This window comes from Aliiroseovarius lamellibrachiae (assembly GCF_018599245.1).
Taxonomy (GTDB): domain Bacteria; phylum Pseudomonadota; class Alphaproteobacteria; order Rhodobacterales; family Rhodobacteraceae; genus Aliiroseovarius; species Aliiroseovarius lamellibrachiae.
Window position 1 is genome coordinate 333,335 of sequence record NZ_JAHEVJ010000003.1, and the last position, 24,888, is coordinate 358,222.

Here is a 24,888-nt window from a genome sequence, read left to right on the forward strand (position 1 = left end):
ATTGGTTAAGAAAACCTTTCCAAAAGGGAGGAAATGTAAATGAACCGTGAAAAAGCGGAGGTGATTGGGTTAACGGCGCTTGGCTGGCTGGTCACAAATGAAGACTTGCTCCCGATCTTTATGGGGGCCACTGGGGCAAGTGTTGAGGATTTGAAACAGGGCGCCAATGCGCCGGAGTTTTTAGGCGCTGTGCTGGATTTCCTGACAATGGATGATGCCTGGGTTATTGCCTTTTGCGAGGCCAATACCCTTGGATTTGAGGTGCCATTGCAAGCGCGCCAGATGTTGCCGGGTGGTGGGCAGATGAATTGGACTTGACGTCGATGCATTGCCAGTGTGTTGATTTGCGAAGGAATTGCTTTCGGGAGGAGCGCTGAATGTCTGTTAAGGCTGTGTTGTTTGACAAGGACGGAACTCTGTTTCATTTCGGTGCCACATGGGAGAGTTGGGCCAGCGCCGTCTTGGCCCGACTGACCGAAGGCGACAGCGCGCGCGCGCGGGAAATTGGCGCGGCCATCGGGTTTGACACGGATGCAAAGGTGTTTTCTCAGGACAGTATCGTGATTGCAGGAACCCCCGAAGAGGTGGTTAATGTGTTGATCACCTTCATTGACATGTCGCCTGATGCCTTAGAAAGAATTCTTAACGAAGAGGCCGCAAATGCCCCTCAAGCCCAAGCGGTCGATCTTAAGGAATGTCTCGGGGGGCTAAAGGCGCGCGGTATCGCGTTGGGGGTGGCCACCAATGACGCAGAAATGCCTGCGCGTGCGCATCTCTCAGGCGCCGGTGTGATTGATCTTTTTGACTTCATCGCGGGTTATGACAGCGGGTTTGGTGGAAAACCTGCCCCCGGACAATGTCTCGCTTTCGCCAAACAGATGGGGGTCGCGCCTGAGGAGGTGGTTATGGTGGGGGATTCGTTACATGATCTGCACGCCGGACGTGCGGCGGGCATGAGAACGGTTGGGGTCTTAACTGGGCTTGCGACCGAGGCTGAATTGGCGCCACATGCCGACATTGTCTTGCCCGATATCGGTTATTTACCCAATTGGCTGGATCAACAGGCGGCCCTGTAAGGTCGCGTGGTCCTTTAGATCGCTAAAAATATCGACATATTATTGAACTTGCGTCGGGCGGTTTTCTTTCCCGCGTGCAGGCGTTTTCTGTTTTTTAACAAAGGCCCCCTAGGCTCAACTGGTCATTTATCAGGGCGAGTGAGATATGCACGGCTTAATTGACCGATCTTTAGAAAGTTTTTTGCGCGGAACTTATGGTGATGAGTTTTGGATGAATCTTATTCGGGAAATTGATCCCGGCTTTGACAGTTTCGAACCGATGTTTCGGTATGATGCCATCTTGACCCAGACCGTGGTCAATCAGGCGGCGGAGTTGCTGGGGAAGACGCGCGACAATCTGCTCGAGGATTTCGGCACCTATCTTATCGTGGACACCCGATCGGAGCGGGTGCGGCGTTTGCTGCGCTTCGGTGGCGTGGATTTCACCGAATTTCTTCATTCTCTGGAGGATCTTCCAGGGCGTGCGCGATTGGCCGTACCGGATATGGATATGCCAGAAATCGAAGTGGATGAATTGTCAGAAGGGGCGTATGTGCTCTCCATTTGTCATCCTGAACCTGGTTTTGGTCATGTCATCCTGGGCGCACTACGCGCTTTGGCGGATGATTACGGGGCGTTAGCGTTGTTGGACTATAACGGGCGCTCTGGTCAGACCGAAACCCTGTCTGTGGACCTTTTGGATATGTCACACACTGAAGGGCGCAGCTTTGATCTTGCAGCTGGGACAGGATAAATCATGACCGCACATTTGCCAATCTCACTCAGCTTTGAGGCACTCGATTATATGATGCCGATGAGCCTGGTCCTGAATTCCAATGGCGTTGTGACGCACGTCGGGCCGACCCTTCGCAAAGTCCTGCCGGGGAAAGTGCTGGAAGGCACCAGCGTCTTTCGCCTTGTCGAAATGCGTCGTCCGAAAAAACTGACCAGCATCGATCAGGTGCGGGAGTTTAACGGTGCAAAACTCTACCTGCGTATTCGTGATACCCATTCTACCCCTTTGATTGGCACAATGACCTGCCTTCCGGGCAGTGAGGGGGTGTTGCTAAATCTGTCTTTTGGGATCTCAGTGGTTGAAGCCGTGGGGCGTTATGGATTGGCTGGATCTGATTTTGCGCCAACAGATTTGACCGTTGAAATGCTCTATCTGGTCGAAGCAAAGTCCGCTGCGATGGAAGCCACCAACCAAATGGCGCACCGTTTTCTGGGGGCAAAGACCGAAGCCGAGGCCGAGGCCCTGTCAGACGAACTGACTGGGCTAAAGAATCGGCGCGCTCTTGATCAGGTTTTGTCACGATTTCTGGCGGGTAAAAATCGCTTTGCCCTGATGCATCTCGATCTGGATTTTTTTAAGGCTGTAAATGACACGTTGGGGCACGCGGCTGGTGATAAGGTCTTGCAGGAGGTGGCGAGGATTTTGACGGAAGAAACCCGAGAGGGGGACACCGTGGCGCGGGTTGGTGGTGATGAATTTGTCTTGGTTATGAAGGGTCTTACAGATCAGGTGCGGCTTTCAGCCATTGCACAACGGATGATTGACAAACTCGAAGTGCCCATAACATTTCGCGACGATCTGTGCCAAATCTCTGCAAGTATCGGGATGGTCTCAAGCTCGGATTATGCCGAGCCAAATGCTGATCAGATGATGGATGACGCAGATGTGGCCCTGTACGCATCCAAAAAACGGGGGCGCGCCTGTTATACGATTTACACACCCGATCTTCGCGAATGATGCGCCAGTCTGCGCCAAGCAGTATTGCGTCGGGTTGACTCGCGATCCTGGCTTGCGTACCGCTCATATAGATCAAGGATATTGTTGATTTAATATGAGTTTGGGGCAGGGTGATTATGGGTAATCTATTGACGATCATAGGGATTGTAACCAGCCTTTGCTGTGGACCTGCGTTGGCGGAAACCAGTGAAACGGTGCAAGAAATTTTGGGACGCACGATGGAAAACGGCAATGTCAAAAATGCCCATATCTATGCGGATGGCACTTTGGACGGCGTTTTTAACGGAATTTCGTATGCTGGGAATTGGTCGTTGGACGGCGGAAAATTTTGTCGTGAATTGACCCGTGGACTGGTCGGAGAACGCACTTGCCTTGAGTTGGCGCCGGTGCGGGATCTCACGGGGGCTCTCACCGCCGTTGATTTCCTGGCATCAGATGTTGTGACCCGCTTCGAGCTGAGATAGCTGCGTAGTTCATACTACGCCCACCCCGGCTTAACGAAACCGCAACCTTCATCAAGTGAAGTAATAAAGCTATGTGGGTAAAAGTGGCAGCCCGTACGAGAATCGAACTCGTCTTTCCAGGTTGAAAACCTGGCGTCCTAACCGATAGACGAACGGGCCACGCTGTCGGTGAAGCGGGTTTAGTCAGTCCTCGAATAAGACGCAACCCCGAAATTGCATGAAGATCGTGAATTTATATTTCTTTATCAAAGGAATGATTTGGCGCTGCCACGCGTGAAAGATACACAAATGAACTGTGCAATCTGAAACTTTTAATCGTTGATTGAGGGGGAAATGGCAGCCCGTACGAGAATCGAACTCGTCTTTCCAGGTTGAAAACCTGGCGTCCTAACCGATAGACGAACGGGCCACTCTGTCGGTGAGGCGGGTTTTAGGGAAATCTGCACCGTCACGCAAGAGGGAAAATCAGCTTTTTGGAAAAATATTAAAACCTAAGTGAAATCATGCTCTTACCGCATCTTCGAGACGCAGCTGGGGGGATGAACGTCCCTGCCAATGATTGACTTCCAACCGTCCCGCCAAATGGAATCTCTGCCCGCCAGACTGTTCAAGAAGTGGGCCAATTGGGCCATCAAATGCCCCAAAGCAAATTGCGTCGATCCGCGTGCTTAGCCCGTCCCCAAAACTAACTTTCAGGTGATTTTGCCCAACGCGTTTCGCAAACAGTATTTGCACATCAGGGAAAGCAAAGCGCGGGGCCGGGGCGGAGGCGCCAAAGGGGCCAGCCTGCTCCAATTCCTCAATCAGTTCCACGGTGACCGCGGAAGGCATCAATATCCCGTCAAGCTTCAGATCCGCAGCCCCCTGGACGCCCGCGCCTTGTTTTGCAAGCAGGTCTGACAGGTGCGCCATGGCCGGGGCCAATTGCTCGCGCGACAGGCTGAGCCCCGCCGCCATTTTGTGGCCACCACCTTTTTGGATGTCACCATCAGCGGCAAGACGTTGGATGCAGGCGCCAAGATCGACACCGGAAATGGACCGCCCGGATCCCTTGCCATCATCACCGTCAAAGCCAATGACCACCGCGGGGCGATTGGTTGTTTCTTTCAAACGCGAGGCCACAATACCCACCACGCCGGGGTGCCAGCCGTCGCCAGCCGCCCAAACCAGCGGGGCATCAAACCCACGCGCCTCGGCTTGTGTCATGGCCTCTTCTTGCACACGGGCTTCAATCTCACGCCGCTCACCGTTCAACTCGTTTAGCCGGCTTGCGATGGATTGGGCTTCATGGGGGTTTGTTGTCGACAAAAGTCGTGCGCCAAGGTCCGCTTTGCCGATACGACCGCCGGCATTCACCCGTGGCCCCATCAGATAACCAAGGTGATAGGCGCGCGGCGCTTCGTTCATGCCGGACACATCCGCCAGTGCCACCATACCGGTGCGTGCGCGTCGCGCCATGATCTTCAATCCCTGCCGCACGAACGCGCGATTGGCCTCGATCAGGGGGGCGACATCGGCGACCGTGCCAAGGGCTACTAGATCCAGCATTGAAATCAGATCCGGCCCATTGCGCCCGGTCTCTCGCAAGACGCGGCCCAGTTCGACCAGCATCAAAAACACCACCCCTGCGGCGCATAGATAACCGGGGGCGTCCAGCTCGTCTTGCCGGTTTGGGTTTACAACGGCCACAGCGGGGGGCAGGGTCTCTCCCCCCAGGTGGTGGTCCAGCACGACAACGTCTGCGCCTTTGGCAACCGCCGCCGCAATCGGCTCATGCGACAGGGTTCCGCAATCCACACAGATGATCAGGTCATGCGCGTCAGCCAGCTGTTCCATCGCTGGAATGTTGGGGCCATAGCCTTCGTCGATCCGGTCAGGGATATAGAGAGTAACTTCGCGCCCCATTTGGCGGAACCAATCAATCAGAAGGGTGGCAGAGGTTGCCCCATCCACGTCGTAATCCGCAAAAATCGCAATTCTTTCATTATGATCAAACGCTTGCAGGGTTCTCGCGGCGGCAACCTCCATGTCTTTCATCCCGCGTGGGTCGGGGAGAAGGGCCTTCAATGTTGGGTCTAGAAAGTCGGCGGCTTGCTCTGGCGCCACACCCCGTCGGGCCAGGATTTTACACAACGGCATTGGCAATTGGGTGATTTGCTGAAGGTATTCGGCCTGGCGTTCCATGTCGATGCTGGGCCCAACCCAGCGCCGCCCGGTGGCCGAGGCATCAACACCCAAAAAGCTCATGACAGGATGTCTTCCGTGGCAAGCACCGCGGCAAATTCACCGTTCAAATGGTCAAGGGCGGCTTGGTGAATGAACTTGGGTGACACGCTGCCGCCATCGCGCCAACTTGTATCTGCGCCCTGGGCCACAGCCGCACAAGCGTCATGGGCAAGGGTGACGTTGAACCCAAGGTTTGCGGCCATCCGTGTGGTGGTGGACACGCAATGGGGCGTGGTCAGCCCACAAATTACCAGATCGGTGATCCCTCCTGCACGCAATTGTGCCTCGAGGTCGGTGTCAATAAAGGCAGAGTTGACGTGCTTTTGGATCACCTGTTCCCCCGCCAGCGGGGCGACTTCTGGTTTGAAGTCAACCCTCCCGCCCTCTGGGTTCAGGGGGCTGCCGGGGGTGGTCGACAGATGCTGGACATGAAAGATCGGCTGGGCCTGATCGCGCCAATGCGCCAATAATCGCGTAGCATTCTCTTCGGCGTCAGGATTGTTGCGCGCGCCCCACATCGGGTGATCAAACCCTTGTTGAATATCAATCAGAATGAGGGCGCGCGTCATTTTCTTACAACCTTATCAGCCGTTTGAAACCGGATTGCGATAGCTCATCCGCCGAACGGAGCCCGTTTTGGAACGCATCAGGATGGTTTCAGTGGTCAGGAACCCCGGCTCGCGTTTGATCCCTGATACGATCGAACCATCGGTCACGCCCGTTGCTGCAAAGATCACATCAGCGGTGACCATTTCATCGCGGTTATAGATGCGGTCAAAGTCGGTGATGCCGGCCTTGGCAGCCCGGCCGCGTTCGTCATCATTGCGGAAGGTCAGCTGCCCCCACATCTGACCACCCATGCATTTCAAAGCGGCAGCGGCCAAAACGCCTTCGGGCGCGCCACCCAGACCCATATACATGTCGATGCCGGTGATTTCGGCCTCGGCGCAGTGGATCACACCGGCCACGTCACCGTCAGTGATCAGACGGATCGCAGCGCCGGTTGACCGGATGTCTTCGATCATCGCCTCGTGGCGGGGGCGTTCCAGGACACAAACGGTAATATCCGAGGTGGCACAGCCTTTGGCCGCAGCCAATGCTTGCACACGTTCGGAAGGGGACATTTTCAAGCTCACAACATCTTTGTCATAGCCCGGCCCAATCGCCAGTTTTTCCATGTAAACGTCTGGGGCGTGCAACAGTGTGCCGCGCGGCGCCATGGCGATCACGGTCAGTGCGTTTGGCATGTCTTTGGCGGTCAGGGTGGTGCCTTCAAGCGGGTCCAGCGCGATGTCCACAGCGGGGCCTTCGCCCGCACCGACTTTTTCGCCGATGTAAAGCATTGGGGCTTCGTCGCGCTCGCCTTCGCCAATGACAACGGTGCCTTCGATCTCCAAAAGGTTCAGCTGGTCGCGCATGGCGTTCACTGCGGCCTGGTCGGCGGCCTTTTCATCCCCACGCCCGATCAACGTGGCAGAGGCCATTGCGGCGGCTTCGGAAACGCGGGCGAGGCCCAGCGACAGCATTCGATCGGAAAAGACGACTTTATCAGCCATGGGAAAGATCCTTGAATATCACGGTTGCGGTCGGTTTAGAGGCCACGGCCTTACAGGGCAAGGCATAAGGGGGCTTGCGCGGGCAAAATACGTCAATTGGCCAAAATACTTCAATAGGACTGTACAGCCGGGCTGCGCCGCAGGCCCCAAACAAAATGGCGGTCATCTGGTCGCTTACGCTGTGCCAAAGAAGGCGGGCGGCCAAAGGGCAATGTGGCACAGAGATGCAAGGCGATTGTACGCAGGATCACCTCGGATAGCGCGTTTTACGGCGCACTCCAATATCCAGTCGCGATGCGGTCACAATACCAGCCGATCGGCAAGAACCGACCCTACTGTTCCTCGATCCGGATTGCCACCGGCACCCCATCCACAACCCCGGTGTCGGCCAGCCCGGCAATCGCCGTGTCCAGCGCATCGCGGGTGCATTTATGGGTCACGATCAGCACCGGCGCATTGTCGCGCGCATGGCTGATCTGGCGCATCCGGTCGATTGAAACCGCCGCATCACCCAGCACAGAGGCCACTTTTGCCAGCGCACCCGGTTTGTCAAACAACGCCATCCGCAGATAATACGGCGCCGGTTTGGTGGCTTTGACGCCGGTCACAGGGCGCAATGTGGTTGCCGCTTGCCCAAAGGTCGCCAGCCGAAAGCCGCGTGCGATATCCATGACGTCCCCTAACACGGCGCTGGCGGTGGGGCCTTCGCCGGCCCCCGGACCGCGCAACACGATCTGTTCCACGGCGTCGCCTTCGATCACGATCATATTGGTGCCGCCTTCCAGCTGGCCCAAAGGGGATGTGTCCGGCACGAGGCACGGCGACATGCGCTGTTCCAGGCCGCGACCGGTCATTTGCGCCACACCAAGAAGTTTGATGCGATAGCCCATTTCGGCGGCGTGTTCGATGTCTTCGAGCTGAATTCGCTGAATGCCCTCCAGCTCAACCGCTTCAAAATTGACCTGTGTGCCAAATGCGATTGAGCTGAGCAGGGAAAGCTTGTGCCCCGCGTCAATGCCGCCCACATCTAGATTTGGGTCCGCCTCCAGATATCCTAGCTCGGCACATTCCTCAAACAACGCATTATATCCCCGCCCAGTGGCCTGCATCTGGGTCAGGATGTAATTGCAGGTGCCGTTCATCACCCCCATGATCCGGGTGATTTCATTGCCCGCAAGCCCCTCGGTCAATGCCTTGATCACCGGGATGCCGCCGGCCACTGCCGCCTCAAAACGAAGGCGCACGCCCTGGGCCTCGGCTGCCAGCGCCAGCGCGTGACCGTGGTGCGCGAGCAGCGCTTTGTTGGCAGTGACGACATCTTTGCCCGTGGCAATCGCCGCCTCTACCGCATCTTTTGCGGTCCCTTCATGGCCACCCATCAGCTCTACAAACACGTCGACATCGTCACGTTTGGCAAGCTCAACCGCATCGTCTTCCCACGCATAGGCAGACAGATCGACCCCCCGATCTTTCCCTTTCGAACGGGCAGAAACAGCGGTGATCACCACAGGATGTCCGGCACGATCTTGCAAAAGCTGGGCCTGACGGCGGATGATTTTCACCACGCCAATACCAACGGTGCCAAGTCCCGCAATGCCCAGACGAAGGGGGAGGCGGTTTGGGGAATTGTCGCTCATGTTGGTCTCCATGCGGTCTTACTGTGGGTCTTTAAAGGGGGTTAAACGCGCAGCGCAGTATCATTGTCCAGCGAGACCTAGCGAATGGGCGGGCAAGACGCAATGCGCGCTGATTAAAATCGCGGGGTTTCCCAAAACCATGTGACATGAACGCAGAGCGGTGACAGGGCGCGCGCTGGCTGATCAGTGGCGCTCAAGTGCCGCTTGCATCCGCGCCCGCGTGGCCGTGTCCACAATGGGGCCGCGCAGGCGAGCAGCGCGCGCGCGAAGCGTTGCGGCCCGGCTGGACAGATTCCCCGTCAGGGCGACCACATCCACCGGCTCCGGGCGTGTGGCCAGCAGGGCGTTAAGCGGTAAAATTTTGGGATAATCCGCACGGCGCGCCGCGTCAGATATTTGTGCGCGCACAAGTGGATCTTCTGAACAGGCGGCAGCCCCCAAAAGGGTCAGGCACACACAGAAAGCTTCAAAGATATGGCGCATTTGGCTCTCGAAAGGTGGCCCAGTTGTCCAGGCGGGTGGAATTGGCGCGACCATATCCACGGATCGAACCCGGAGCAACCCAAAGCGCATAGGTGGTCGGCAGACATGGCGCACACCGCCTGTTGGCAGCCTGTTGGGGCACTCCATGACGGGCAAACGTGGTGTTCAATCTCTGGGCATTAAGAACGGGCTTTGATTTGAACGATTGTTCAGTTAATCTTGCGCCATGGAAGGTACAGATGGCACGTAAAACCGGATCCCACAGCGAAATCACAGGCCCAAAGGTGCGCGCGGCCGCCCTTAACCTTTTTGCGCATCACGGCTTTGCGGCCGTGTCGATGCGCCAGATTGCAAGCGAAGTGGGGGTGCAGGCCGGGGCCTTGTATCTTTACACCAAAGACAAGCAAAGCCTTTTGTTTGATCTGATGCGCGCCCATATGGATGAGCTTTTGGCCGCGTGGTCAGCGCGCCCTCAACGTGCCACGCCCCTAGAGCAGCTTGAAGATTTTGCCCGGTTTCACATCCAGTTTCACCTCGATCGCCCCGATGCGGTCTTCATCGCCTATATGGAACTTCGTAATCTGTCAGAGGATAATTTTGCCGCCATCGAAGCCCTGCGCCGTCAGTATGAACAGCAATTAGAGCAGATACTTGAGGCCGGCCGTGCCGCGGGTGTGATGTCCGTGCCTGACACGCGGCTCGCCACAATGGCGGTGATTGCGATGCTGACCGGGGTGAACACATGGTATCGCGAAGGCGGGCGGCTCAGCCAAGAGGCCGTTGCGGATATTTATTGGGATATGGTGCGTGGGGCCGTCGGCGCATAAGCGTCGCTATACCCGCTGGACAGGCTTTCCGATAAAGCGGATAAAGAGCCATGTCTTTGCCACCCGGATTTCTAGATGAATTGCGCACGCGCCTAAGCTTGACCGATGTGGTTGGGCGAAAGGTCATGTGGGACAAGCGAAAATCCCAACCCGGCAAGGGCGATATGTGGGCGCCCTGCCCCTTTCATCACGAAAAAACCGCGTCTTTTCATGTGGATGACCGCAAGGGGTTTTATTACTGCTTCGGGTGCCACGCCAAAGGGGATGCGATTTCCTTTGTGAAAGACACCGAGAATGTCGGCTTTATGGAAGCGGTGGAAATCCTCGCCGGTGAGGCCGGATTGCCAATGCCCGCGCGTGACCCGCGCGCACAGGAAAAAGCAGACCGCCGCACATTGCTGGCAGAGGTGATGGACATGGCCGTGAGCCATTACCAGCTGATGCTGAAAACTGGGGCTGGCACCGAGGCACGCGAATACCTGTCCCGTCGTGGTTTAGATGACGCGGCACAGGCGCGCTGGTCAATCGGATTTGCGCCAGATGCGTGGCAGGGGCTTTGGGATCACCTGAAATCCAAAGGGGTCGAGGATGATTTGATCCTTGGGGCGGGCCTTGCCAAACCCAGCACAAAAGGCGGCAAACCCTATGACACATTCCGTGGCCGGATCATGTTTCCGATCCGCGACGCGCGGGGCCGGACGATCGCCTTTGGCGGCCGGGCTATGGACCCTAATGACAACGCAAAATACCTGAATTCGCCTGAAACTGAGCTGTTTGACAAGGGCCGCAGCCTTTACAATCAAGGCCCCGCCCGCGAGGCCTCGGGCAAGGGCAAACCGCTGATTGTGGCCGAAGGCTATATGGATGTGATCGCCCTGTCCGAGGCAGGATTTCACGCCACCGTGGCCCCGCTTGGCACCGCCATCACCGAGGATCAGTTGCATCTGATGTGGCGCATAAATCCCGAACCGATCATTGCGCTGGATGGCGACACCGCCGGTCTGCGCGCCGCGATGCGGGTGATTGATCTGGCCTTGCCACTGCTTGAGGCAGGCAAGTCTTTGCGGTTTTCAATTATGCCCGAGGGGCAAGATCCCGACGATGTGTTGAAAACCTCTGGTGTGACCGCAATGCAGGGGCTGATTGATCAGGCGATCCCGATGGTGGATTTGCTGTGGCGGCGCGAAACCGAAGGCAGAGTGTTTGACAGCCCAGAACGCAAAGCGGCCCTGGATAAAGATCTGCGCGAGGTGATCAAGCGGATCACAGATCCCTCGATCCGCGCGCATTACGGTCAAGCCATTAAAGACAAACGGTGGGAGTTGTTTCGCGCGCGTCCCAAATCTGGTGACAAAGGGGGCAAGCGTACCCCTTGGAAACCCGGTTGGAAAAAAGGGCCGGAACCGGCGCTGGCGACCACCAAAAGTTCGTTGCTGGCAGGGGCGGGGATCGAGGCTGAAGAAGCCCTGCGCGAAGCGGTGATTTTGGCGGTGCTGATCCTGCGCCCTGATATGCTGGAGTTGTGCGAAACGCAGATCGAGCGCCTTGATATGGCGGGGCCAGACCATGCCGTGATCCAGCGCATGATCCTGCGGCACGCGTTGGATGGTCCCGAGACGTTGCGCGATGCCATTGTGGCACAGATTGGTGCCGCCCCCCTTGAAAAACTATTCCGCCTCAACCATGTGCAGATTGCCCCGGCGGTTCGCCACGCGCAGGATGATGATATCGTTTCGGCCTGTTTGACCGAAGAATTGGCAAAGCTGGATGCAATTCGCGGGGTAATGCGAGAGATTGTGGATGCCGCCCATGATCTGGATGCGCTGCCCGACGAGGGGGTGACATGGCGGTTGGGGCAGGCGGCTGAGGCGCGCAATCGTGCGATCCGCAGCCAGTCTGAGGATAAGACCACATATGAGCGCGCGGAGAATGGCCTTTTGATGGATCGGGATGAACGCGACGCGCTGGATCGACTGATCTCGACCCTGAATATCAGTAAACAGAAGGGTGATTCCTAAAAAATGTGCCTTTTATGGCAGACCCCCCAAAGAAATCGCGATAGATGGGGTGGCGAATCACTGTTCTGAATGTTTTGATTCGATAACGCGAATCAAAGTTGCGAATCAATATGCCCCCGAATCGCTTTTGATCGGGAAGCCGTGTAAGGAGAGCCCATGGCCGCCAAAGACACCGCCACGGACCGCAAGGACGACCAAGACGCCGACCAGATGGGCGATATGAGCCAGGCCGCCGTCAAAAAGATGATCGCCGAAGCCCGTGAAAAAGGGTACATCACGTATGATCAGCTTAATCAGGTGCTGCCCCCCGATCAGGTAAGCTCGGAACAAATCGAAGATGTTATGTCGATGCTGTCTGAAATGGGCATCAACATCATCGAAGATGAAGACGCCGATGACGATGACAAAGGGACCACCGATGTGGTCGTGAAAAACGCCGGCGGGGAAATCACCCTTGCTGGGGCGGACACGGAAAAGCTTGATCGCACCGATGATCCTGTGCGCATGTATCTGCGCGAAATGGGCTCTGTCGAACTCTTGTCGCGCGAGGGCGAAATCGCCATTGCCAAGCGGATCGAGGCCGGGCGCAACACGATGATTTCTGGGCTTTGTGAAAGCCCGCTGACATTTCAAGCGATCACCATTTGGCGCGACGAACTTCTGAGCGAAGATATTTTGCTGCGTGACGTGATCGATCTGGATGCAACCTTTGGCAATTCACTTGAAGAAGATGAGGAAGAGCCGATCGTGGCAGGGGGGAACGCTCCCGGTGCCCCGGAAACGGAGAAAAAGGAAGCAGCCCAAGAATTGGATGCTGACGGCAATCCGTTGACCACCGATGATGATGACGACGAAGACGAGCAGGCCAACATGTCGCTGGCCGCGATGGAAGCCGCCCTTAAACCCCGCGTTTTGGAAACGCTGGAGTTGATTGCGCGCGACTATACGATGCTGTCGGAAATGCAGGATCTGCGGATGAGCGCGACGCTCAACGAAGATGATAGCTTCACGGACAAAGAAGAAAAGGCATATCAAAAACTCAGGTCGGAAATCGTGCTGATGGTGAATGAATTGCACCTGCACAATAACCGGATTGAAGCGCTGATTGACCAGCTTTACGGCATCAACCGTCGCATCATGCAGATCGACAGTTCAATGGTGAAACTGGCCGACCAAGCGCGGATCAACCGCCGGGAATTCATCGACGCCTATCGTGGTCGTGAACTTGACCCCACTTGGCTGGATGACATGCGCGAAAAGACCGGCCGGGCGTGGCAGGGCTTTATCGAGAAATCCACCGACAAAGTGGAAAATCTGCGCGGTGATATGGCGCAAGTTGGCCAATATGTCGGCGTCGACATCCCCGAATTCCGCCGCATTGTGCAGCAGGTTCAAAAGGGTGAAAAAGAAGCGCGCCAGGCCAAGAAAGAAATGGTCGAAGCCAACCTTCGCTTGGTGATTTCGATTGCCAAGAAATACACCAACCGCGGATTGCAATTCCTTGATCTTATTCAAGAAGGTAACATTGGTCTGATGAAGGCCGTGGACAAGTTTGAATACCGTCGCGGCTATAAATTCTCGACCTATGCAACCTGGTGGATCCGTCAGGCCATCACGCGCTCGATCGCGGATCAGGCGCGCACAATTCGTATTCCAGTGCATATGATCGAAACGATCAACAAGCTGGTGCGGACCGGTCGTCAGATGCTGCATGAAATTGGCCGTGAACCAACGCCAGAAGAGCTCGCTGAAAAGCTGCAAATGCCGCTTGAGAAAGTGCGCAAGGTGATGAAAATCGCCAAAGAACCGATCTCGCTGGAAACGCCAATTGGCGACGAAGAAGACAGCCAATTGGGCGACTTCATTGAGGATAAAAATGCCGTGCTGCCACTCGACAGCGCCATTCAGGAAAACCTCAAGGAAACCACAACCCGCGTGCTGGCCTCATTAACCCCGCGTGAAGAACGTGTCCTGCGGATGCGCTTTGGCATCGGGATGAACACCGACCATACGTTGGAAGAAGTGGGCCAACAGTTCAGCGTGACCCGCGAACGGATCCGTCAGATCGAGGCCAAGGCGCTGAGGAAACTCAAGCACCCCAGCCGAAGCCGCAAACTGCGCAGCTTCTTGGATCAGTAATGATGAAGTGCCCCCGTTTGGGGGCATTTTTTTCAGTTTCAGGCTCCGATTATGAAAAACTCCAGCGTATTCCATGCCTCGATCGGCATTTTAATCATGGCGCCAATTGTTGCGGTGATGAATTGTGTTTTGGGCGCGGGCGGTACTCTATTTCGAGAAGGGGAATGCTTGATTAATGTCTTCCCCCTTTATGAGGCTGCTGCCTTTGTCATGGGGTTGGCTTTGATCACGGCCTTTGGGGGAGCATCGATTACTCTTGCCGCCATTCTTGTCTATTTGCTATTCGTGTGGATCGTCGCGAAGCTCGTCTCAGTGGTGTACAGGAGATGGTCGTCGAAAGTGAAAGTAAGAAAAGGCTAACAGAGGGCAAGGCAGAGGTGTGAAATCCGGATCTTGCGTCTCGCTTCTAACCTCGTCAATCTTTCCGCAAAAAAGGATCCCCCAATGTCCCTCTTCGCCAAACTCTTCGGCGGCGGCTCCAAAACACCCGAAACCCCGCCTGAGCCCGAAATGCACTACGGCTTTGCGATCTACCCGGAACCTGCAAAAGACACCGGCGGCTATCGCATTGGTGCGCGGATCGAGAAGGAAATCGACGGCGAGTTGAAATCCCACCAAATGCTACGCGCAGATGTGTTGGGGTCAGAAGAGGACGCAAAGGCCGAAAGCCTGCGCAAGGCCAAGATCTTCATCGACCAGATGGGCGAACGGATTTTCCGGTAAGTGCCATGGCAACCAGCTTCACAGTTCAGACCCGTGGCCAAGGCCTTTATGAATTCACCCGCGATGTGACACGGTGGATCGACGGGCAGGGCGTGCGTGACGGTGTGCTGACCCTTTTTGTGCGCCACACCTCTTGTTCACTGCTCATCCAAGAAAATGCTGACCCAGAGGTGCAGACGGACCTGCGCAACTTTTTCCACCGATTGGTGCCGCCGACCACCGACCCCAAGATGTCTTATTTGACCCATACCTATGAGGGCCCCGACGATATGCCTGCCCATATCAAGGCGGCGATGATGCCAGTGAGTTTAAGTATTCCGATATTTGATGGACAGCTCGCCCTTGGAACTTGGCAAGGGCTTTACCTTTTCGAACATCGCACCGCGCCACACAGCCGTCAGGTTGCTGCATGTGTCATTGCCTCCCCCTAAGGGGAGCGATTGCGCCAGTTTCCCACTCGACATCCGTATTTCTCTATCTTGGGGTGCATATTACCCACTACACAAAACCTAGCGGCTGTCCTATAGTGCCTGTGGATAAGTGGGCAAAGACCCATGTTTAGACCCAGATGATGAGGCAATAAGAACAAAGAGAGGGACGCCCAAATGCGCTGTCCGTTTTGCGGTAATATCGACACCCAAGTAAAAGACAGCCGCCCGGCTGAAGACCATGTTGCCATTCGCAGGCGACGGTTTTGCCCGGCCTGTGGCGGTCGCTTCACCACCTATGAACGCGTGCAATTGCGCGACCTCGTGGTGATCAAATCCAATGGTCGACGCGAAGACTTTGATCGCGAAAAGCTGGAACGCTCGATCCGGATTTCCATGCAAAAACGCCCGGTGGAACCGGAACGCATTGATCAGATGATTTCTGGCATCGTGCGCCGTTTGGAAAGCATGGGCGAGACGGATATTCCGTCAAAAACCATCGGTGAAATTGTCATGGAAAGCCTCGCGCGGATCGACACGGTGGCTTATGTGCGCTTCGCCTCGGTCTATAAAAACTTCCAGGCGGCGGATGATTTTGACAAGTTTGTCAGCGAGTTGCGCCCGAATATCTCTCCTGAAGACGACGCGTGAATGACGTAAGATACATGAGGCTCGCGCTGTCCTTGGGGCGGCGTGGGCAAGGGCGTTGTGCACCTAATCCCGCGGTGGGATGTGTTGTGGTGAAAGACGCGCGCATTATCGGTCGCGGATGGACCCAACCCGGTGGACGACCCCACGGCGAAGTTATGGCGCTTGCCCAAGCTGGCATCAAAGCACGCGGCGCCACGGCCTATGTCACCTTGGAACCCTGCGCCCATCACGGCCAAACCCCCCCTTGCGCACAGGCGCTGATTGACGCGGGCATTGCCCGTGTGGTTGTGGCTCTGGGCGATCCGGACCCTCGGGTAGACGGCGGCGGGCATGCAATGCTGCGCGCCGCTGGGATTGAGGTCTCGATTGGCGTATGCGCCGAAGAGGCCGCGCGAGATCACGCAGGGTTCTTGCTCAAAACCACCGAAACCCGCCCCTTTGTGACCCTGAAACTGGCCAATAGCTTTGATGGGCGGATTGCAACGGCGACGGGCGAAAGCCAGTGGATCACCGGGCCAGAGGCACGCCGTTATGTTCACGCTTTGCGGGCGCGACACGATGCGGTGATGGTGGGGGCGGGCACGGCCCGTGATGATGACCCAACCTTAACCGTGCGCGATTTGGGGGTGACGCATCAACCCACCCGCATCGTTCTGTCACGTCAGTTGGATCTGCCGTTGTCCGGAAAATTGGCCGCAGGCGCGCGCGATGTGCCGGTCATTATTTGTCATGGCCCGCATGCCCCGAAAGAGTTGCTGGACGTCTGGCGCGATTTAGGTGCGCAGATGGTTTCGGTGTCCGAGGTCCAGGGGGCATTGTCCCCGGCCTCCGTTCTGAATGAGCTTGGCAAGCTGGGCCTGACCCGCGTCTTTTGCGAGGGCGGCGGAGGGCTCGCGGCATCATTGCTTAAGGCTGGTCTGGTGGATGAACTGGTCGGCTTTACCGCTGGGCTTGTATTGGGGGCAGAAGGGCGCGCATCAGTGGCTGCGATGGGGGTCAATCGGCTTGCGGTTGCGCCACGCTTTGCCTTGATCGAAACACGCGCCTTGGGCGGGGATGTGTTGCACCGCTGGGCGCGGCGATAACCGATTTTCGCGCAGATTACCGTCGCCACAAATGGGCGTAACTTGCGAAAATTCCTTGCAGTTTTGCCAAAATGCGATTGGCGCGACCGGGGGCGGGGACATCTCCGGCTACCAGACGATCCACGACCACTTCGACGGGACACGCCGCGTTGATCTTCGGGTCAAAATAACGTGGATAATCAAGCAATGTGGCATGAACCAGCGCCGTCAGGCTGGGGCGCGCATGGCGGCGGGCCGGCACCTGACCCAGATCGCGTGTCAGCCCCCAGCCCGCATAAAACGGTGCGCCCAGACAGGTGACAGGAACCTTACGGATCAATGCTTCGAACCCGAGGGTCGACGTCATGGTCCAGACCTCATCCACATCGCCGATGAGGGCCATATGATCGGCGTCATGGGCGACAAAATCCGCAAGGTTGGCCAGGTCTTCGGGGGCAACCTGCCCATCGCGCAACCCCGCTTCGACATCGGGGTGGGGTTTGTAGATGATCACTGCGTTTGGATTGTCGGCGCGGGTGCGTTGAAGCAGCGCGAGATTGGTGGAAACCTCTGTGGTGCCCAGTTGGATGGAGGCATCATCTTCGACTTGACCAGGCACAAGGATGCGTTTGCCTTTGGGAAGATGGCTGAGATCCGGTGCGGCGCAGGCCAGATTATACTTGCCGATCCGCTGTTGTGTCAGGCGCGTGATCAGACGATCAGCGCGCACATGTGCTTGGGTCGGCAAATTGGGGCTGGCGGCAATGAAACGCTCTAACCGGCTTTCTCGTGTGGGGTCGTAATAGATCCCCAGATCATCACGCACCAACGAGAGAGGGGGGGTCAGTGCCGCCCCCAAGCCACGCGAGCGCAAAAAGCCGTCTTCGATGCGCAAGGGCGGTGTGTGTGTGCTGTGTTCCGGTCGTTCTTTGCCTGCCCAAACCATCAGCGGCCGGGCGATATCATATGCGCCTTTGGCGGCGCGCTCGGGTCTGTCGTCAAAAATCATCGCGTGGTTGGCGTGGAAGAACTGCGCCAGCGGCTTGCGTTTCCAAAGCCGCATTCCGGTGGCCACATAGCCCCGATGGTCCTCTCGCCATGCACGGCTGCGTGCCTCAAGCATATCAATCACGGTTTCAAGCTCGCAAAGTTGATCACGGTGGGGATCATACCATGTGGGAAAAAGGATCATGGCGGCGGCAAAAAGCTGCGCGCGGGTCAGCTTGCGTTGCCGGCGATCTACGGGGTGTTCATCTTCGGTCAGCCCCCAACCTGCGTAAAAGGGTTGGCCGAATACCCGCGGTTTATGGCCGGCCAGAACCGCCTCGAATCCCATGCCGGAACTGACGGTGTAAACGGCTTTTGCACCGGCCAAAAGCTCCCACGGGCTGATCGGGTCTGTGATCAGCGTGACCTGATCGTTTTCATCCTCAACACCGTAATACCCCCCCCGATGCCCATGCTGGGTTTCTGGGTGGGATTTGATATAGATGCGGTCATGGGGGTGGCTTAGGCGGGCCTCGACCAGCATCTCACGAAACCGCGCTTCTGACGCACCAGAATGGGCCACCGAGGCATCGCCATAGGTTTGGTCGATGACCAGAACATAAGGTGCGGTCGGTGGGGGGAGAGCTGGGTCAAAGGCGTTGTATTTGGATAAATGCGCGGCCTGAATGCGGGCCATCGCATCCCGCGCACGGTTCAATAATGCACTGTTATCAAGGGGATCTGTGGCGAGAATTGTTTCCAAGCGCGAGGGGGTGCTGCTGTCAAAATGCATGCCCAAATCATCGAGCATCAGACCCAAGGGGCCCTCGCCACCTCGTCCCGGCAGGACCGAGCGCAAAAACGCATCTTCAACGCGCAAAACCGGGCTGTTTTTCCAGTTTGAAACCTTTTCACCGCGTCCCGAGGTGGGGCTTTTTCCCCAGGTGCCAACCCAATCACCCTCTTTGGGCAGGCCAAGCTGAATGTCCCAGCCCGCAAGATCCAGGATCCGGCGAATGCGTGGCTGGGTCAGAAACCCACCGTTGTAAACATAAAGCCGCCGGGAAGTGGGCTCCCTGGCGGCATCTGTGTTTTTCAAATCAAGATCCATGGTCAACCGGAGGGCTAGCCGCCCACCGAGTTGGCCAGCGATGTGATGGATCCGGCGCTGGACAGCGAGCCAGTGATCGCCGACAGAACCTTCGTCCATTGGACATAAGGCGCTTCGGTCACATACACGGTGTCACCATCGCGGATTACAAAGTCACGCGCCATGAACATGCCGTTGGGTTCGGTCAGGTTCAGCACGTAAACCATACGCTGTGCGCCGATCAGATCGGTCCGTCCCAGAACTTGGTTGGCGATCTCTGCTGCTTCGTTGCGGAAGACAAAGACGCCGGTTGGGTCGGCAATTGCGCTTTGAAGACCACCGACCTGAGCAATCGCCTCAATGGCGGACAGGGTTTTGGTGTCAAATTTCACGCGGTTTTGCGCGCCCGTTGCCCCAAGGGCGGTATAAGAGCGGCTGTCTTCTTCGACCAAAATTCGGTCGCCGCCACGCAGCGCAATATCCAGTTTCGGGTCATGAAACAGATCTTCGAACCAAATCTCGCCAGTTTGATCACCCCGAATGATTTTCACCTTGGCAATCTCGGACGAGACAGCAACACCACCTGCGCGCGCCAACATGGCGTTTAGCGTGCGGGTGGGGCGCTCAATCGGGTAAACCCCTTGGCCTGCGATGGCGCCGGTCAGGGTGACGGTGGACCCATCCCCCGCCAAGCGACGGACCATGACCTGCGGGTCAGGGGTCTGGCTGGCCAGCTTTTCTGTCACGATGCGGCGAATGGCTTCGGGGCTGTTGCCTGCGGCACGAATGCGGCCAGCGTAAGGTATGAAGATATACCCAGATCCATCCACCTGGACCTCATCCAGTGACGCTGGTGCGCCTGCGGTGGTCAAGATACCGTCTTCGACGTTTTCCCAGATCGCGATGCCAAGCGTGTCACCGGCGCGGATCGTATCAGACCCCACCACGGATGCGTTTTGGAATTTCTCGCTGAACCCTAATGCGGGGACCACGGCGGTTGCGCGGGTCACACGGTCGTTGACTGACACGATAAATGCATCGCCCTGACGTTCAACACTGCCTGCATAAATTTCAGATTTGCTGGGGCCAACGCGCGGCAACCCACAGGCGGCGACGGCGCCTGCCAATGCAAAAAGCGCGGCTCGGCGCGCAATAGTTCTGCCCATTTTAGTCACTGCTCGGGCTCCTTTATTGGAGGATTGCCTCGGTTTTCTTTTGTTCTTTAGGGGGAGAATAGGTGAGAAGCCCTGTGAAATCCAGCACTTCCTTGCGGTGTGGCTACTTCACAACATGCAACTGTTGCCGCGGTGCCGCTGTGCCTTTTGACAGGGCGTCATAGGGATCATGCTCTGCCAGCATCATATCCACGACTTGCCGCATCAATTGGCGTCGCCCGCGCGCGGAATAAAACCCGCCGGGCACCTGACTGGTTTCCAGCAAATAATGGCGATAGTCGCGATAGGCACGGCTGTCAGGGCGCATGGGTTGGGTGAAAAACGCCGGCAGGGTCTGGGTCGAGACAAACTCGGCTTTGGCGTAGACCGCATGGCCAAACACTTTGGTTGGCAGTCCGCGCCAGAGCGCCTGTTGGGCGGCGGTGGAGTTTACGGTGACCACGCTGCGCGCATGGTTCAAAAGCTGCGCGAGCTTACCTCCGCGCACGTAATGCACCCGATCTTCGACACCATGTTCGCGCGCTAAGCGTTTGATTTCACGTCGAACTGGGGCGCGTCCATCCTCAAGCGGGTGCGCCTTGAAGACGAGATGGTGATGCGGAGCGGCGCCTTGGACAAAGCCGTCCATCACAACCCCCAGAAATTCGGTCATGGTGGAAAAAGGGCTGTGCATTTGAAAGCTGCTGTCATGTTCCAGCTGCAACAACACCAGATGATAGGGAAAGCCGCCGTATTTGATCCGCAAGGTGGCCGCGCGGCGTTCAAAAGACTGGGCGGGCATCAACAAAAGGCGACGCAGATACAGTTTGAATTCTTTGCCAACCGATAGCGCGCGGTGGGGCCGGAAATTGGCATATTGTCCGTTTCGAAACATCACGAACCAATGATAGAGCGCGCCGTAAAACACATGGTGGCGCATGTCGCCCCAGTGGGCGGGGGCTTCGGGCAAATCAAGCTCCGCATCCGCCAGAACCGTTTGCATATCCTTGATAGACGTGTTCATCAGCGCGGAATTGCCGTTTGACCCGCCGCGTTCATAAGTCACCCAGTACGGGCGCAAATATCCCTCTTCAAACACATGAATGCCAATGCCGCGTTTGCGCGCAATTTCAACGGCTTGGGCGTGAATGGGGCGGGTGTCGCCATAAAGGACAATGTCGGTGATGGCCTTGTCGGTCAGAATGTCTGAAAAGCGCTCGGACCAGAGTTCTTGGGCTTCGGTAAAGGGGATATAGCTGGCGTGATCGCGCCAAAACGCCTGATCGCCCCGGTTGAAGCCAACCCGCCACACTTCGGCACCGGCGGCACGCATCATCCGACCAAGGCGCGCAAAAAACGGCCCGTGCGGTCCCTGCAAAAACAGGAATTTGCGTTGTTTACCCGTCACCACGTTCATTCCAATTCACCTTTATCCGCGTCTCAGGCGCGGTTGCTTTTCTTATAAGCCACCCGAAGGGCGCCTTAAACCCAAACCCGTCATAACGGACGCGTGGGGCGAAAATATGGCCGCAATACCGCAGATCTTATCATTCATTGCAATTCTAAAGTTTTGATGAGCGGCAATGATTTTTTGCGCGCCAGTGAAAAGGCTGGGGATTGGCAAAGGGCAGGGCGCGCGCTAGGTCTGTGACAAATCAGAAGGAAGACGCTCATGTTTACTGGGATCATCACCGATGTGGGGCGCGTGGCTGCGCTGGAAAAAGCGGGCGATCTGCGCGCGCGGATTGAAACCTCTTATGACACGACGGGAATTGATCTTGGGGCGTCGATTGCTTCGGATGGGGTGTGTTTGACCGTCGTTTCCATCGGGGATGGGTGGTATGACGTTGATATCTCGGCTGAAACCGTCTCAAAGACCAATCTTGGCGCGTGGGAGGTAGGCCACCGGGTCAACCTGGAACGCGCCTTAAAGGTGGGCGACGAGTTGGGCGGGCACATTGTGTCGGGCCATGTGGACGGGGTGGCTGAAATCACCGCGATGACCATCGAGGGCGACAGCACCCGCGTTTCATTCAAAGCCCCCTCAGCGCTTGCGCGTTTCATCGCACCCAAAGGCTCGGTCGCGTTAAACGGCACCTCTCTGACGGTGAACGAAGTGGAGGGGGACACCTTTGGCGTGAACCTCATTTCCCACACCAAAGAGGTGACAAACTGGGGGCAGGCCAAGGTGGGCGACGCTGTGAATCTTGAGATCGACACATTGGCGCGTTATGTGGCGCGGCTGGCGGATTACGGCTAATACGGCATCACCAAAGCGTCCCTTAAAAAGGGCTTTCCATAAATTCCCATATGCGCATATGTTAACAGGTGAACCATATGGGAGCCTGCCATGAGCCTGATCAAACCGACCCGCACACTCCTGCAAAGACGCGATGTCTTGCGCCTTGCCGCCGCTGCCCCCGCCTTTGCGATGGGGGGATTGTCGGCACAGACTGCACAGGCCTTTGGCGCGCCCGACACCACCAACCCCTCGCATTTCAGCTTCACCATGGGGCAGGCGAAAATCACTGTGGTTTCAGATGGTTGGTTCCCCATTCCAATGTCCGGCCAAGCGATCAACGCGCCTGAGGCGGAAAAGCTGGCGTTTTTGGCTGAACACTTTATGCCGACAGACGAAGGTTATTCCCATACCAATCACATGTTCATCGAACTGGGGGATGCAAAGGTGCTGGTTGATGTGGGATCGGGCAACCGGTTTGCTGACACCACCGGTGCTTTGATGGGCAATCTGGACGCCGCTGGTATTGATCCAGGCAGCATCACACATGTCGCCATTACCCACGCGCACCCCGACCATATCTGGGGCATTCGCGATGATTTTGACGAGCCGATTTTCACCGACGCCGAATATGTGATGGGCGAGGCGGAACATGCCCATTGGATGCAGGACGATCTGGTGAACCGTGTCGCGCCGACCGAACAATCGGTGGTGCTTGGCGCCGTGAACTCGATCACCGCTGAGGGGCTGGAGTGGACATTGGTGCAGGGGGGGGCTGAAATCGCACCCGGCATCCGCTTGATCGACAGCCCCGGTCACACGCCGGGCCATATGTCGGTTCAGGTCGAAAGCGATGGTAAGATGCTGATCGCAGTGGGGGATTCCCTTTCAAACCCCTACCTCAATTTCCGCAAACCCAACTGGTACAATGGCTTTGATGCGGACGGCGAAATGACAGTCGCCACCCGCAAACGCCTGTTGGATATGGCCGCAACCGACCGTGTTGCGGTGCTGGGATACCATTTCCCCTTCCCCGGCGTGGGCCATGTGAGACGGGATGGTGACGTTTATGACTTTGTCCCGGCGCTGTGGAAATTCTAACCCAGAGCTGAACAGGCGCTGCACGCGAAATTTGCACATTTCATTCGCGCAGATGCGCAGAAAGACGTCGCGTTTGGGCTTTCCTTGGCCTGTGCGCTAAGGTATTGCGGGCCAACAGCCATCTTTTTGCACGAAATCCACTGACAGCTGGGGACCCTGACATGAGCGACAGCACCACATATGAAACGCCGGGCCCGGTTGAGGCTGGATTAAGCGGCGCCATTTCCAGCGCAGCTGAGATCATTGAAGAGGCCCGCAAAGGCCGGATGATCATTCTGGTCGATCACGAAGACCGTGAAAACGAGGGCGATTTTGTCATTCCCGCGGATGCCTGCGATGCGGCGGCGGTGAACTTCATGGCCACTTATGGCCGCGGGCTGATCTGCCTGCCGATGGAAGCGCGCCGGGTCGAGGAACTGGGCCTGCCGATGATGGCAATGCACAACTCCTCGCGTCACGAAACCGCGTTCACCGTGTCGATTGAGGCGCGCGAAGGGGTGACCACAGGCATTTCAGCAGGGGATCGTGCGCTGACGGTGGAAACCGCAATTGACCCGGCAAACGGCCCGGCAGAGATCGCCACCCCCGGGCACGTCTTTCCGCTGCGTGCGCGCAACGGCGGGGTGCTGGTGCGTGCCGGTCATACCGAAGCCGCCGTGGACCTCGCCCGCCTTGCCGGGCGCAACCCATCGGGCGTGATCTGCGAGATTATGAACGAAGATGGCACCATGGCACGCCTTCCGGAACTTGTTGAAATTGCTAAGAAACACGGGATGAAGATCGGTACGATCTCTGACCTCATCGCCTATCGTCGTCGCCACGACAACCTTGTGCGGGAAACCGGCCGCGAGGCGATCACCTCTGAATTCGGTGGCGATTGGGAGATGCGGATTTTCACCGATCTGACCCATGACATCGAACATGTGGCGTTGATCAAAGGCGATATTTCCACTGACGCGCCGGTGCTGGTGCGCACCCATGCGCTGACCGAAGCGCAGGATGTGTTGGGCCTTGGTCCCAAGCCCGCAGACGAGCTTCCGCGTGCGATGAAAATCATTGCCGATGAGGGGCGCGGCGTTGTGTGTCTGTTCCGCGAGCCGCGCAAAACGCTGCATGCAGATGACGAAGAAGGTCCGCAAATTGTGCGCCAAATCGGTCTTGGATCACAGATCCTGTCGACCTTGGGTCTGACCGATATGATCCTTCTGACCGACAGCCCGGAAACGCGCTATGTGGGGCTTGACGCCTATGGTCTGAACATCACCGGCACCCGCCCCATTCAGGAGAAATAAG

Annotated in this window: 24 protein-coding genes and 2 tRNA genes; 16 read left to right on the plus strand and 10 right to left on the minus strand. The window is 57.0% G+C overall.

What is annotated here, in order from left to right; all coding sequences use genetic code 11:
- Positions 1-39: 39 nt before the first annotated feature.
- The 5 genes from KKW20_RS07425 to KKW20_RS07445 all read left to right on the plus strand — a co-directional run bounded on the left by KKW20_RS07425 (position 40) and on the right by KKW20_RS07445 (position 3,272).
- Positions 40-318 (plus strand): DUF3572 domain-containing protein, encoded by a 279-nt coding sequence (locus tag KKW20_RS07425; protein ID WP_214567233.1) that lies wholly within the window; start codon positions 40-42, stop codon positions 316-318.
- A 59-nt stretch (positions 319-377) separates the two neighbouring features.
- Positions 378-1,076, plus strand: a complete 699-nt coding sequence (locus tag KKW20_RS07430; RefSeq protein WP_214567234.1) for an HAD family hydrolase — start codon at positions 378-380, stop codon at positions 1,074-1,076.
- Between the two features lie 145 nt (positions 1,077-1,221).
- Positions 1,222-1,809: a heme NO-binding domain-containing protein gene (locus KKW20_RS07435; protein ID WP_214567235.1), complete on the plus strand. Its 588-nt coding sequence runs from the start codon at positions 1,222-1,224 to the stop codon at positions 1,807-1,809.
- A gap of 3 nt (positions 1,810-1,812) precedes the next feature.
- Positions 1,813-2,808, plus strand: a complete 996-nt coding sequence (locus KKW20_RS07440) for a diguanylate cyclase domain-containing protein (RefSeq protein WP_214567236.1) — start codon at positions 1,813-1,815, stop codon at positions 2,806-2,808.
- A gap of 116 nt (positions 2,809-2,924) precedes the next feature.
- On the plus strand, positions 2,925-3,272 hold the full coding sequence (locus KKW20_RS07445) for a hypothetical protein (protein ID WP_214567237.1): 348 nt from the start codon (positions 2,925-2,927) through the stop codon (positions 3,270-3,272).
- Between the two features lie 84 nt (positions 3,273-3,356).
- Here KKW20_RS07445 and KKW20_RS07450 read toward each other — a convergent pair.
- The 7 genes from KKW20_RS07450 to KKW20_RS07480 form a co-directional block, all read right to left on the minus strand.
- A tRNA-Glu gene (locus KKW20_RS07450) sits at positions 3,357-3,431 on the minus strand.
- A 175-nt stretch (positions 3,432-3,606) separates the two neighbouring features.
- Positions 3,607-3,681, minus strand: a tRNA-Glu gene (locus tag KKW20_RS07455).
- Between the two features lie 92 nt (positions 3,682-3,773).
- Positions 3,774-5,519: a single-stranded-DNA-specific exonuclease RecJ gene (gene recJ / locus KKW20_RS07460; RefSeq protein WP_214567238.1), complete on the minus strand. Its 1,746-nt coding sequence runs from the start codon at positions 5,517-5,519 to the stop codon at positions 3,774-3,776.
- Positions 5,516-6,067, minus strand: coding sequence for a cysteine hydrolase family protein (locus tag KKW20_RS07465; RefSeq protein WP_214567239.1), 552 nt, complete (start codon positions 6,065-6,067; stop codon positions 5,516-5,518). Before KKW20_RS07465 ends, recJ begins: the two co-directional genes overlap by 4 nt.
- Positions 6,068-6,082: 15 nt before the next feature.
- Entirely contained in the window at positions 6,083-7,054 is a 972-nt protein-coding gene (gene glpX, locus KKW20_RS07470; protein WP_214567240.1) for a class II fructose-bisphosphatase, read from the minus strand.
- Between the two features lie 332 nt (positions 7,055-7,386).
- The gene (locus KKW20_RS07475; protein ID WP_214567241.1) at positions 7,387-8,691 is read right to left on the minus strand and encodes a homoserine dehydrogenase; all 1,305 of its coding nucleotides are present in this window, start codon (positions 8,689-8,691) and stop codon (positions 7,387-7,389) included.
- A 183-nt stretch (positions 8,692-8,874) separates the two neighbouring features.
- Positions 8,875-9,174 carry a hypothetical protein gene (locus KKW20_RS07480; protein ID WP_214567242.1) on the minus strand — a complete coding sequence of 100 codons (300 nt, stop codon included), beginning with the start codon at positions 9,172-9,174 and terminating at the stop codon, positions 8,875-8,877.
- Positions 9,175-9,413: 239 nt separating this feature from the next.
- On the opposite strand from KKW20_RS07480, the gene KKW20_RS07485 reads away from it, so the two are divergent.
- From KKW20_RS07485 to ribD, 8 genes are all read left to right on the plus strand, one after another.
- On the plus strand, positions 9,414-10,001 hold the full coding sequence (locus KKW20_RS07485) for a TetR/AcrR family transcriptional regulator (protein WP_214567243.1): 588 nt from the start codon (positions 9,414-9,416) through the stop codon (positions 9,999-10,001).
- Positions 10,002-10,051: 50 nt separating this feature from the next.
- Positions 10,052-12,019 carry a DNA primase gene (dnaG, locus tag KKW20_RS07490; RefSeq protein WP_214567244.1) on the plus strand — a complete coding sequence of 656 codons (1,968 nt, stop codon included), beginning with the start codon at positions 10,052-10,054 and terminating at the stop codon, positions 12,017-12,019.
- Between the two features lie 156 nt (positions 12,020-12,175).
- Positions 12,176-14,158, plus strand: a complete 1,983-nt coding sequence (gene rpoD / locus KKW20_RS07495; protein ID WP_214567245.1) for an RNA polymerase sigma factor RpoD — start codon at positions 12,176-12,178, stop codon at positions 14,156-14,158.
- A gap of 51 nt (positions 14,159-14,209) precedes the next feature.
- Positions 14,210-14,518, plus strand: coding sequence for a hypothetical protein (locus KKW20_RS07500; RefSeq protein ID WP_214567246.1), 309 nt, complete (start codon positions 14,210-14,212; stop codon positions 14,516-14,518).
- Between the two features lie 84 nt (positions 14,519-14,602).
- A complete protein-coding gene (locus KKW20_RS07505; RefSeq protein WP_214567247.1) occupies positions 14,603-14,881 on the plus strand; it encodes an HlyU family transcriptional regulator in 279 nt (92 codons plus the stop codon).
- Between the two features lie 5 nt (positions 14,882-14,886).
- Complete coding sequence (locus tag KKW20_RS07510; RefSeq protein ID WP_214567248.1) at positions 14,887-15,312, plus strand: secondary thiamine-phosphate synthase enzyme YjbQ; 426 nt, start codon at positions 14,887-14,889, stop codon at positions 15,310-15,312.
- Between the two features lie 174 nt (positions 15,313-15,486).
- Positions 15,487-15,960: a transcriptional regulator NrdR gene (gene nrdR / locus KKW20_RS07515; RefSeq protein ID WP_214567249.1), complete on the plus strand. Its 474-nt coding sequence runs from the start codon at positions 15,487-15,489 to the stop codon at positions 15,958-15,960.
- Positions 15,961-15,974: 14 nt separating this feature from the next.
- Positions 15,975-17,045, plus strand: a complete 1,071-nt coding sequence (gene ribD / locus KKW20_RS07520; RefSeq protein ID WP_214567250.1) for a bifunctional diaminohydroxyphosphoribosylaminopyrimidine deaminase/5-amino-6-(5-phosphoribosylamino)uracil reductase RibD — start codon at positions 15,975-15,977, stop codon at positions 17,043-17,045.
- 16 nt (positions 17,046-17,061) lie between these two features.
- Here the strand turns inward: ribD and KKW20_RS07525 are convergent, their stop codons facing one another.
- From KKW20_RS07525 to KKW20_RS07535, 3 genes are all read right to left on the minus strand, one after another.
- Complete coding sequence (locus tag KKW20_RS07525; RefSeq protein WP_214567335.1) at positions 17,062-19,122, minus strand: capsular polysaccharide biosynthesis protein; 2,061 nt, start codon at positions 19,120-19,122, stop codon at positions 17,062-17,064.
- A 14-nt stretch (positions 19,123-19,136) separates the two neighbouring features.
- A complete protein-coding gene (locus KKW20_RS07530) occupies positions 19,137-20,267 on the minus strand; it encodes a polysaccharide biosynthesis/export family protein (protein WP_214567336.1) in 1,131 nt (376 codons plus the stop codon).
- A 112-nt stretch (positions 20,268-20,379) separates the two neighbouring features.
- A complete protein-coding gene (locus KKW20_RS07535; protein ID WP_214567251.1) occupies positions 20,380-21,672 on the minus strand; it encodes a capsule biosynthesis protein in 1,293 nt (430 codons plus the stop codon).
- A 255-nt stretch (positions 21,673-21,927) separates the two neighbouring features.
- On the opposite strand from KKW20_RS07535, the gene KKW20_RS07540 reads away from it, so the two are divergent.
- From KKW20_RS07540 to ribB, 3 genes are all read left to right on the plus strand, one after another.
- Complete coding sequence (locus KKW20_RS07540) at positions 21,928-22,515, plus strand: riboflavin synthase (RefSeq protein ID WP_214567252.1); 588 nt, start codon at positions 21,928-21,930, stop codon at positions 22,513-22,515.
- Between the two features lie 90 nt (positions 22,516-22,605).
- On the plus strand, positions 22,606-23,595 hold the full coding sequence (locus KKW20_RS07545; protein ID WP_214567253.1) for an MBL fold metallo-hydrolase: 990 nt from the start codon (positions 22,606-22,608) through the stop codon (positions 23,593-23,595).
- 161 nt (positions 23,596-23,756) lie between these two features.
- Positions 23,757-24,887 carry a 3,4-dihydroxy-2-butanone-4-phosphate synthase gene (gene ribB, locus KKW20_RS07550; RefSeq protein WP_214567254.1) on the plus strand — a complete coding sequence of 377 codons (1,131 nt, stop codon included), beginning with the start codon at positions 23,757-23,759 and terminating at the stop codon, positions 24,885-24,887.
- The last annotated feature ends 1 nt before the right edge of the window (position 24,888 follow it).

Bases quoted from the DNA above. Each gene is read 5' to 3' on its own strand.
- KKW20_RS07445 (WP_214567237.1), top strand. From the start codon at position 2,925: ATGGGTAATCTATTGACGATCATAGGGATTGTAACCAGCCTTTGCTGT.
- dnaG (WP_214567244.1), top strand. From the start codon at position 10,052: ATGTCTTTGCCACCCGGATTTCTAGATGAATTGCGCACGCGCCTAAGC.
- KKW20_RS07525 (WP_214567335.1), bottom strand. From the start codon at position 19,122: ATGGATCTTGATTTGAAAAACACAGATGCCGCCAGGGAGCCCACTTCC.
- KKW20_RS07510 (WP_214567248.1), top strand. From the start codon at position 14,887: ATGGCAACCAGCTTCACAGTTCAGACCCGTGGCCAAGGCCTTTATGAA.
- recJ (WP_214567238.1), bottom strand. From the start codon at position 5,519: ATGAGCTTTTTGGGTGTTGATGCCTCGGCCACCGGGCGGCGCTGGGTT.
- KKW20_RS07485 (WP_214567243.1), top strand. From the start codon at position 9,414: ATGGCACGTAAAACCGGATCCCACAGCGAAATCACAGGCCCAAAGGTG.
- KKW20_RS07440 (WP_214567236.1), top strand. From the start codon at position 1,813: ATGACCGCACATTTGCCAATCTCACTCAGCTTTGAGGCACTCGATTAT.
- rpoD (WP_214567245.1), top strand. From the start codon at position 12,176: ATGGCCGCCAAAGACACCGCCACGGACCGCAAGGACGACCAAGACGCC.
- KKW20_RS07500 (WP_214567246.1), top strand. From the start codon at position 14,210: ATGAAAAACTCCAGCGTATTCCATGCCTCGATCGGCATTTTAATCATG.
- ribB (WP_214567254.1), top strand. From the start codon at position 23,757: ATGAGCGACAGCACCACATATGAAACGCCGGGCCCGGTTGAGGCTGGA.
- KKW20_RS07430 (WP_214567234.1), top strand. From the start codon at position 378: ATGTCTGTTAAGGCTGTGTTGTTTGACAAGGACGGAACTCTGTTTCAT.
- KKW20_RS07535 (WP_214567251.1), bottom strand. From the start codon at position 21,672: ATGAACGTGGTGACGGGTAAACAACGCAAATTCCTGTTTTTGCAGGGA.
- KKW20_RS07475 (WP_214567241.1), bottom strand. From the start codon at position 8,691: ATGAGCGACAATTCCCCAAACCGCCTCCCCCTTCGTCTGGGCATTGCG.
- KKW20_RS07540 (WP_214567252.1), top strand. From the start codon at position 21,928: ATGTTTACTGGGATCATCACCGATGTGGGGCGCGTGGCTGCGCTGGAA.
- ribD (WP_214567250.1), top strand. From the start codon at position 15,975: ATGAGGCTCGCGCTGTCCTTGGGGCGGCGTGGGCAAGGGCGTTGTGCA.
- KKW20_RS07545 (WP_214567253.1), top strand. From the start codon at position 22,606: ATGAGCCTGATCAAACCGACCCGCACACTCCTGCAAAGACGCGATGTC.
- glpX (WP_214567240.1), bottom strand. From the start codon at position 7,054: ATGGCTGATAAAGTCGTCTTTTCCGATCGAATGCTGTCGCTGGGCCTC.
- KKW20_RS07435 (WP_214567235.1), top strand. From the start codon at position 1,222: ATGCACGGCTTAATTGACCGATCTTTAGAAAGTTTTTTGCGCGGAACT.
- KKW20_RS07480 (WP_214567242.1), bottom strand. From the start codon at position 9,174: ATGCGCCATATCTTTGAAGCTTTCTGTGTGTGCCTGACCCTTTTGGGG.
- nrdR (WP_214567249.1), top strand. From the start codon at position 15,487: ATGCGCTGTCCGTTTTGCGGTAATATCGACACCCAAGTAAAAGACAGC.
- KKW20_RS07465 (WP_214567239.1), bottom strand. From the start codon at position 6,067: ATGACGCGCGCCCTCATTCTGATTGATATTCAACAAGGGTTTGATCAC.
- KKW20_RS07425 (WP_214567233.1), top strand. From the start codon at position 40: ATGAACCGTGAAAAAGCGGAGGTGATTGGGTTAACGGCGCTTGGCTGG.
- KKW20_RS07505 (WP_214567247.1), top strand. From the start codon at position 14,603: ATGTCCCTCTTCGCCAAACTCTTCGGCGGCGGCTCCAAAACACCCGAA.
- KKW20_RS07530 (WP_214567336.1), bottom strand. From the start codon at position 20,267: ATGGGCAGAACTATTGCGCGCCGAGCCGCGCTTTTTGCATTGGCAGGC.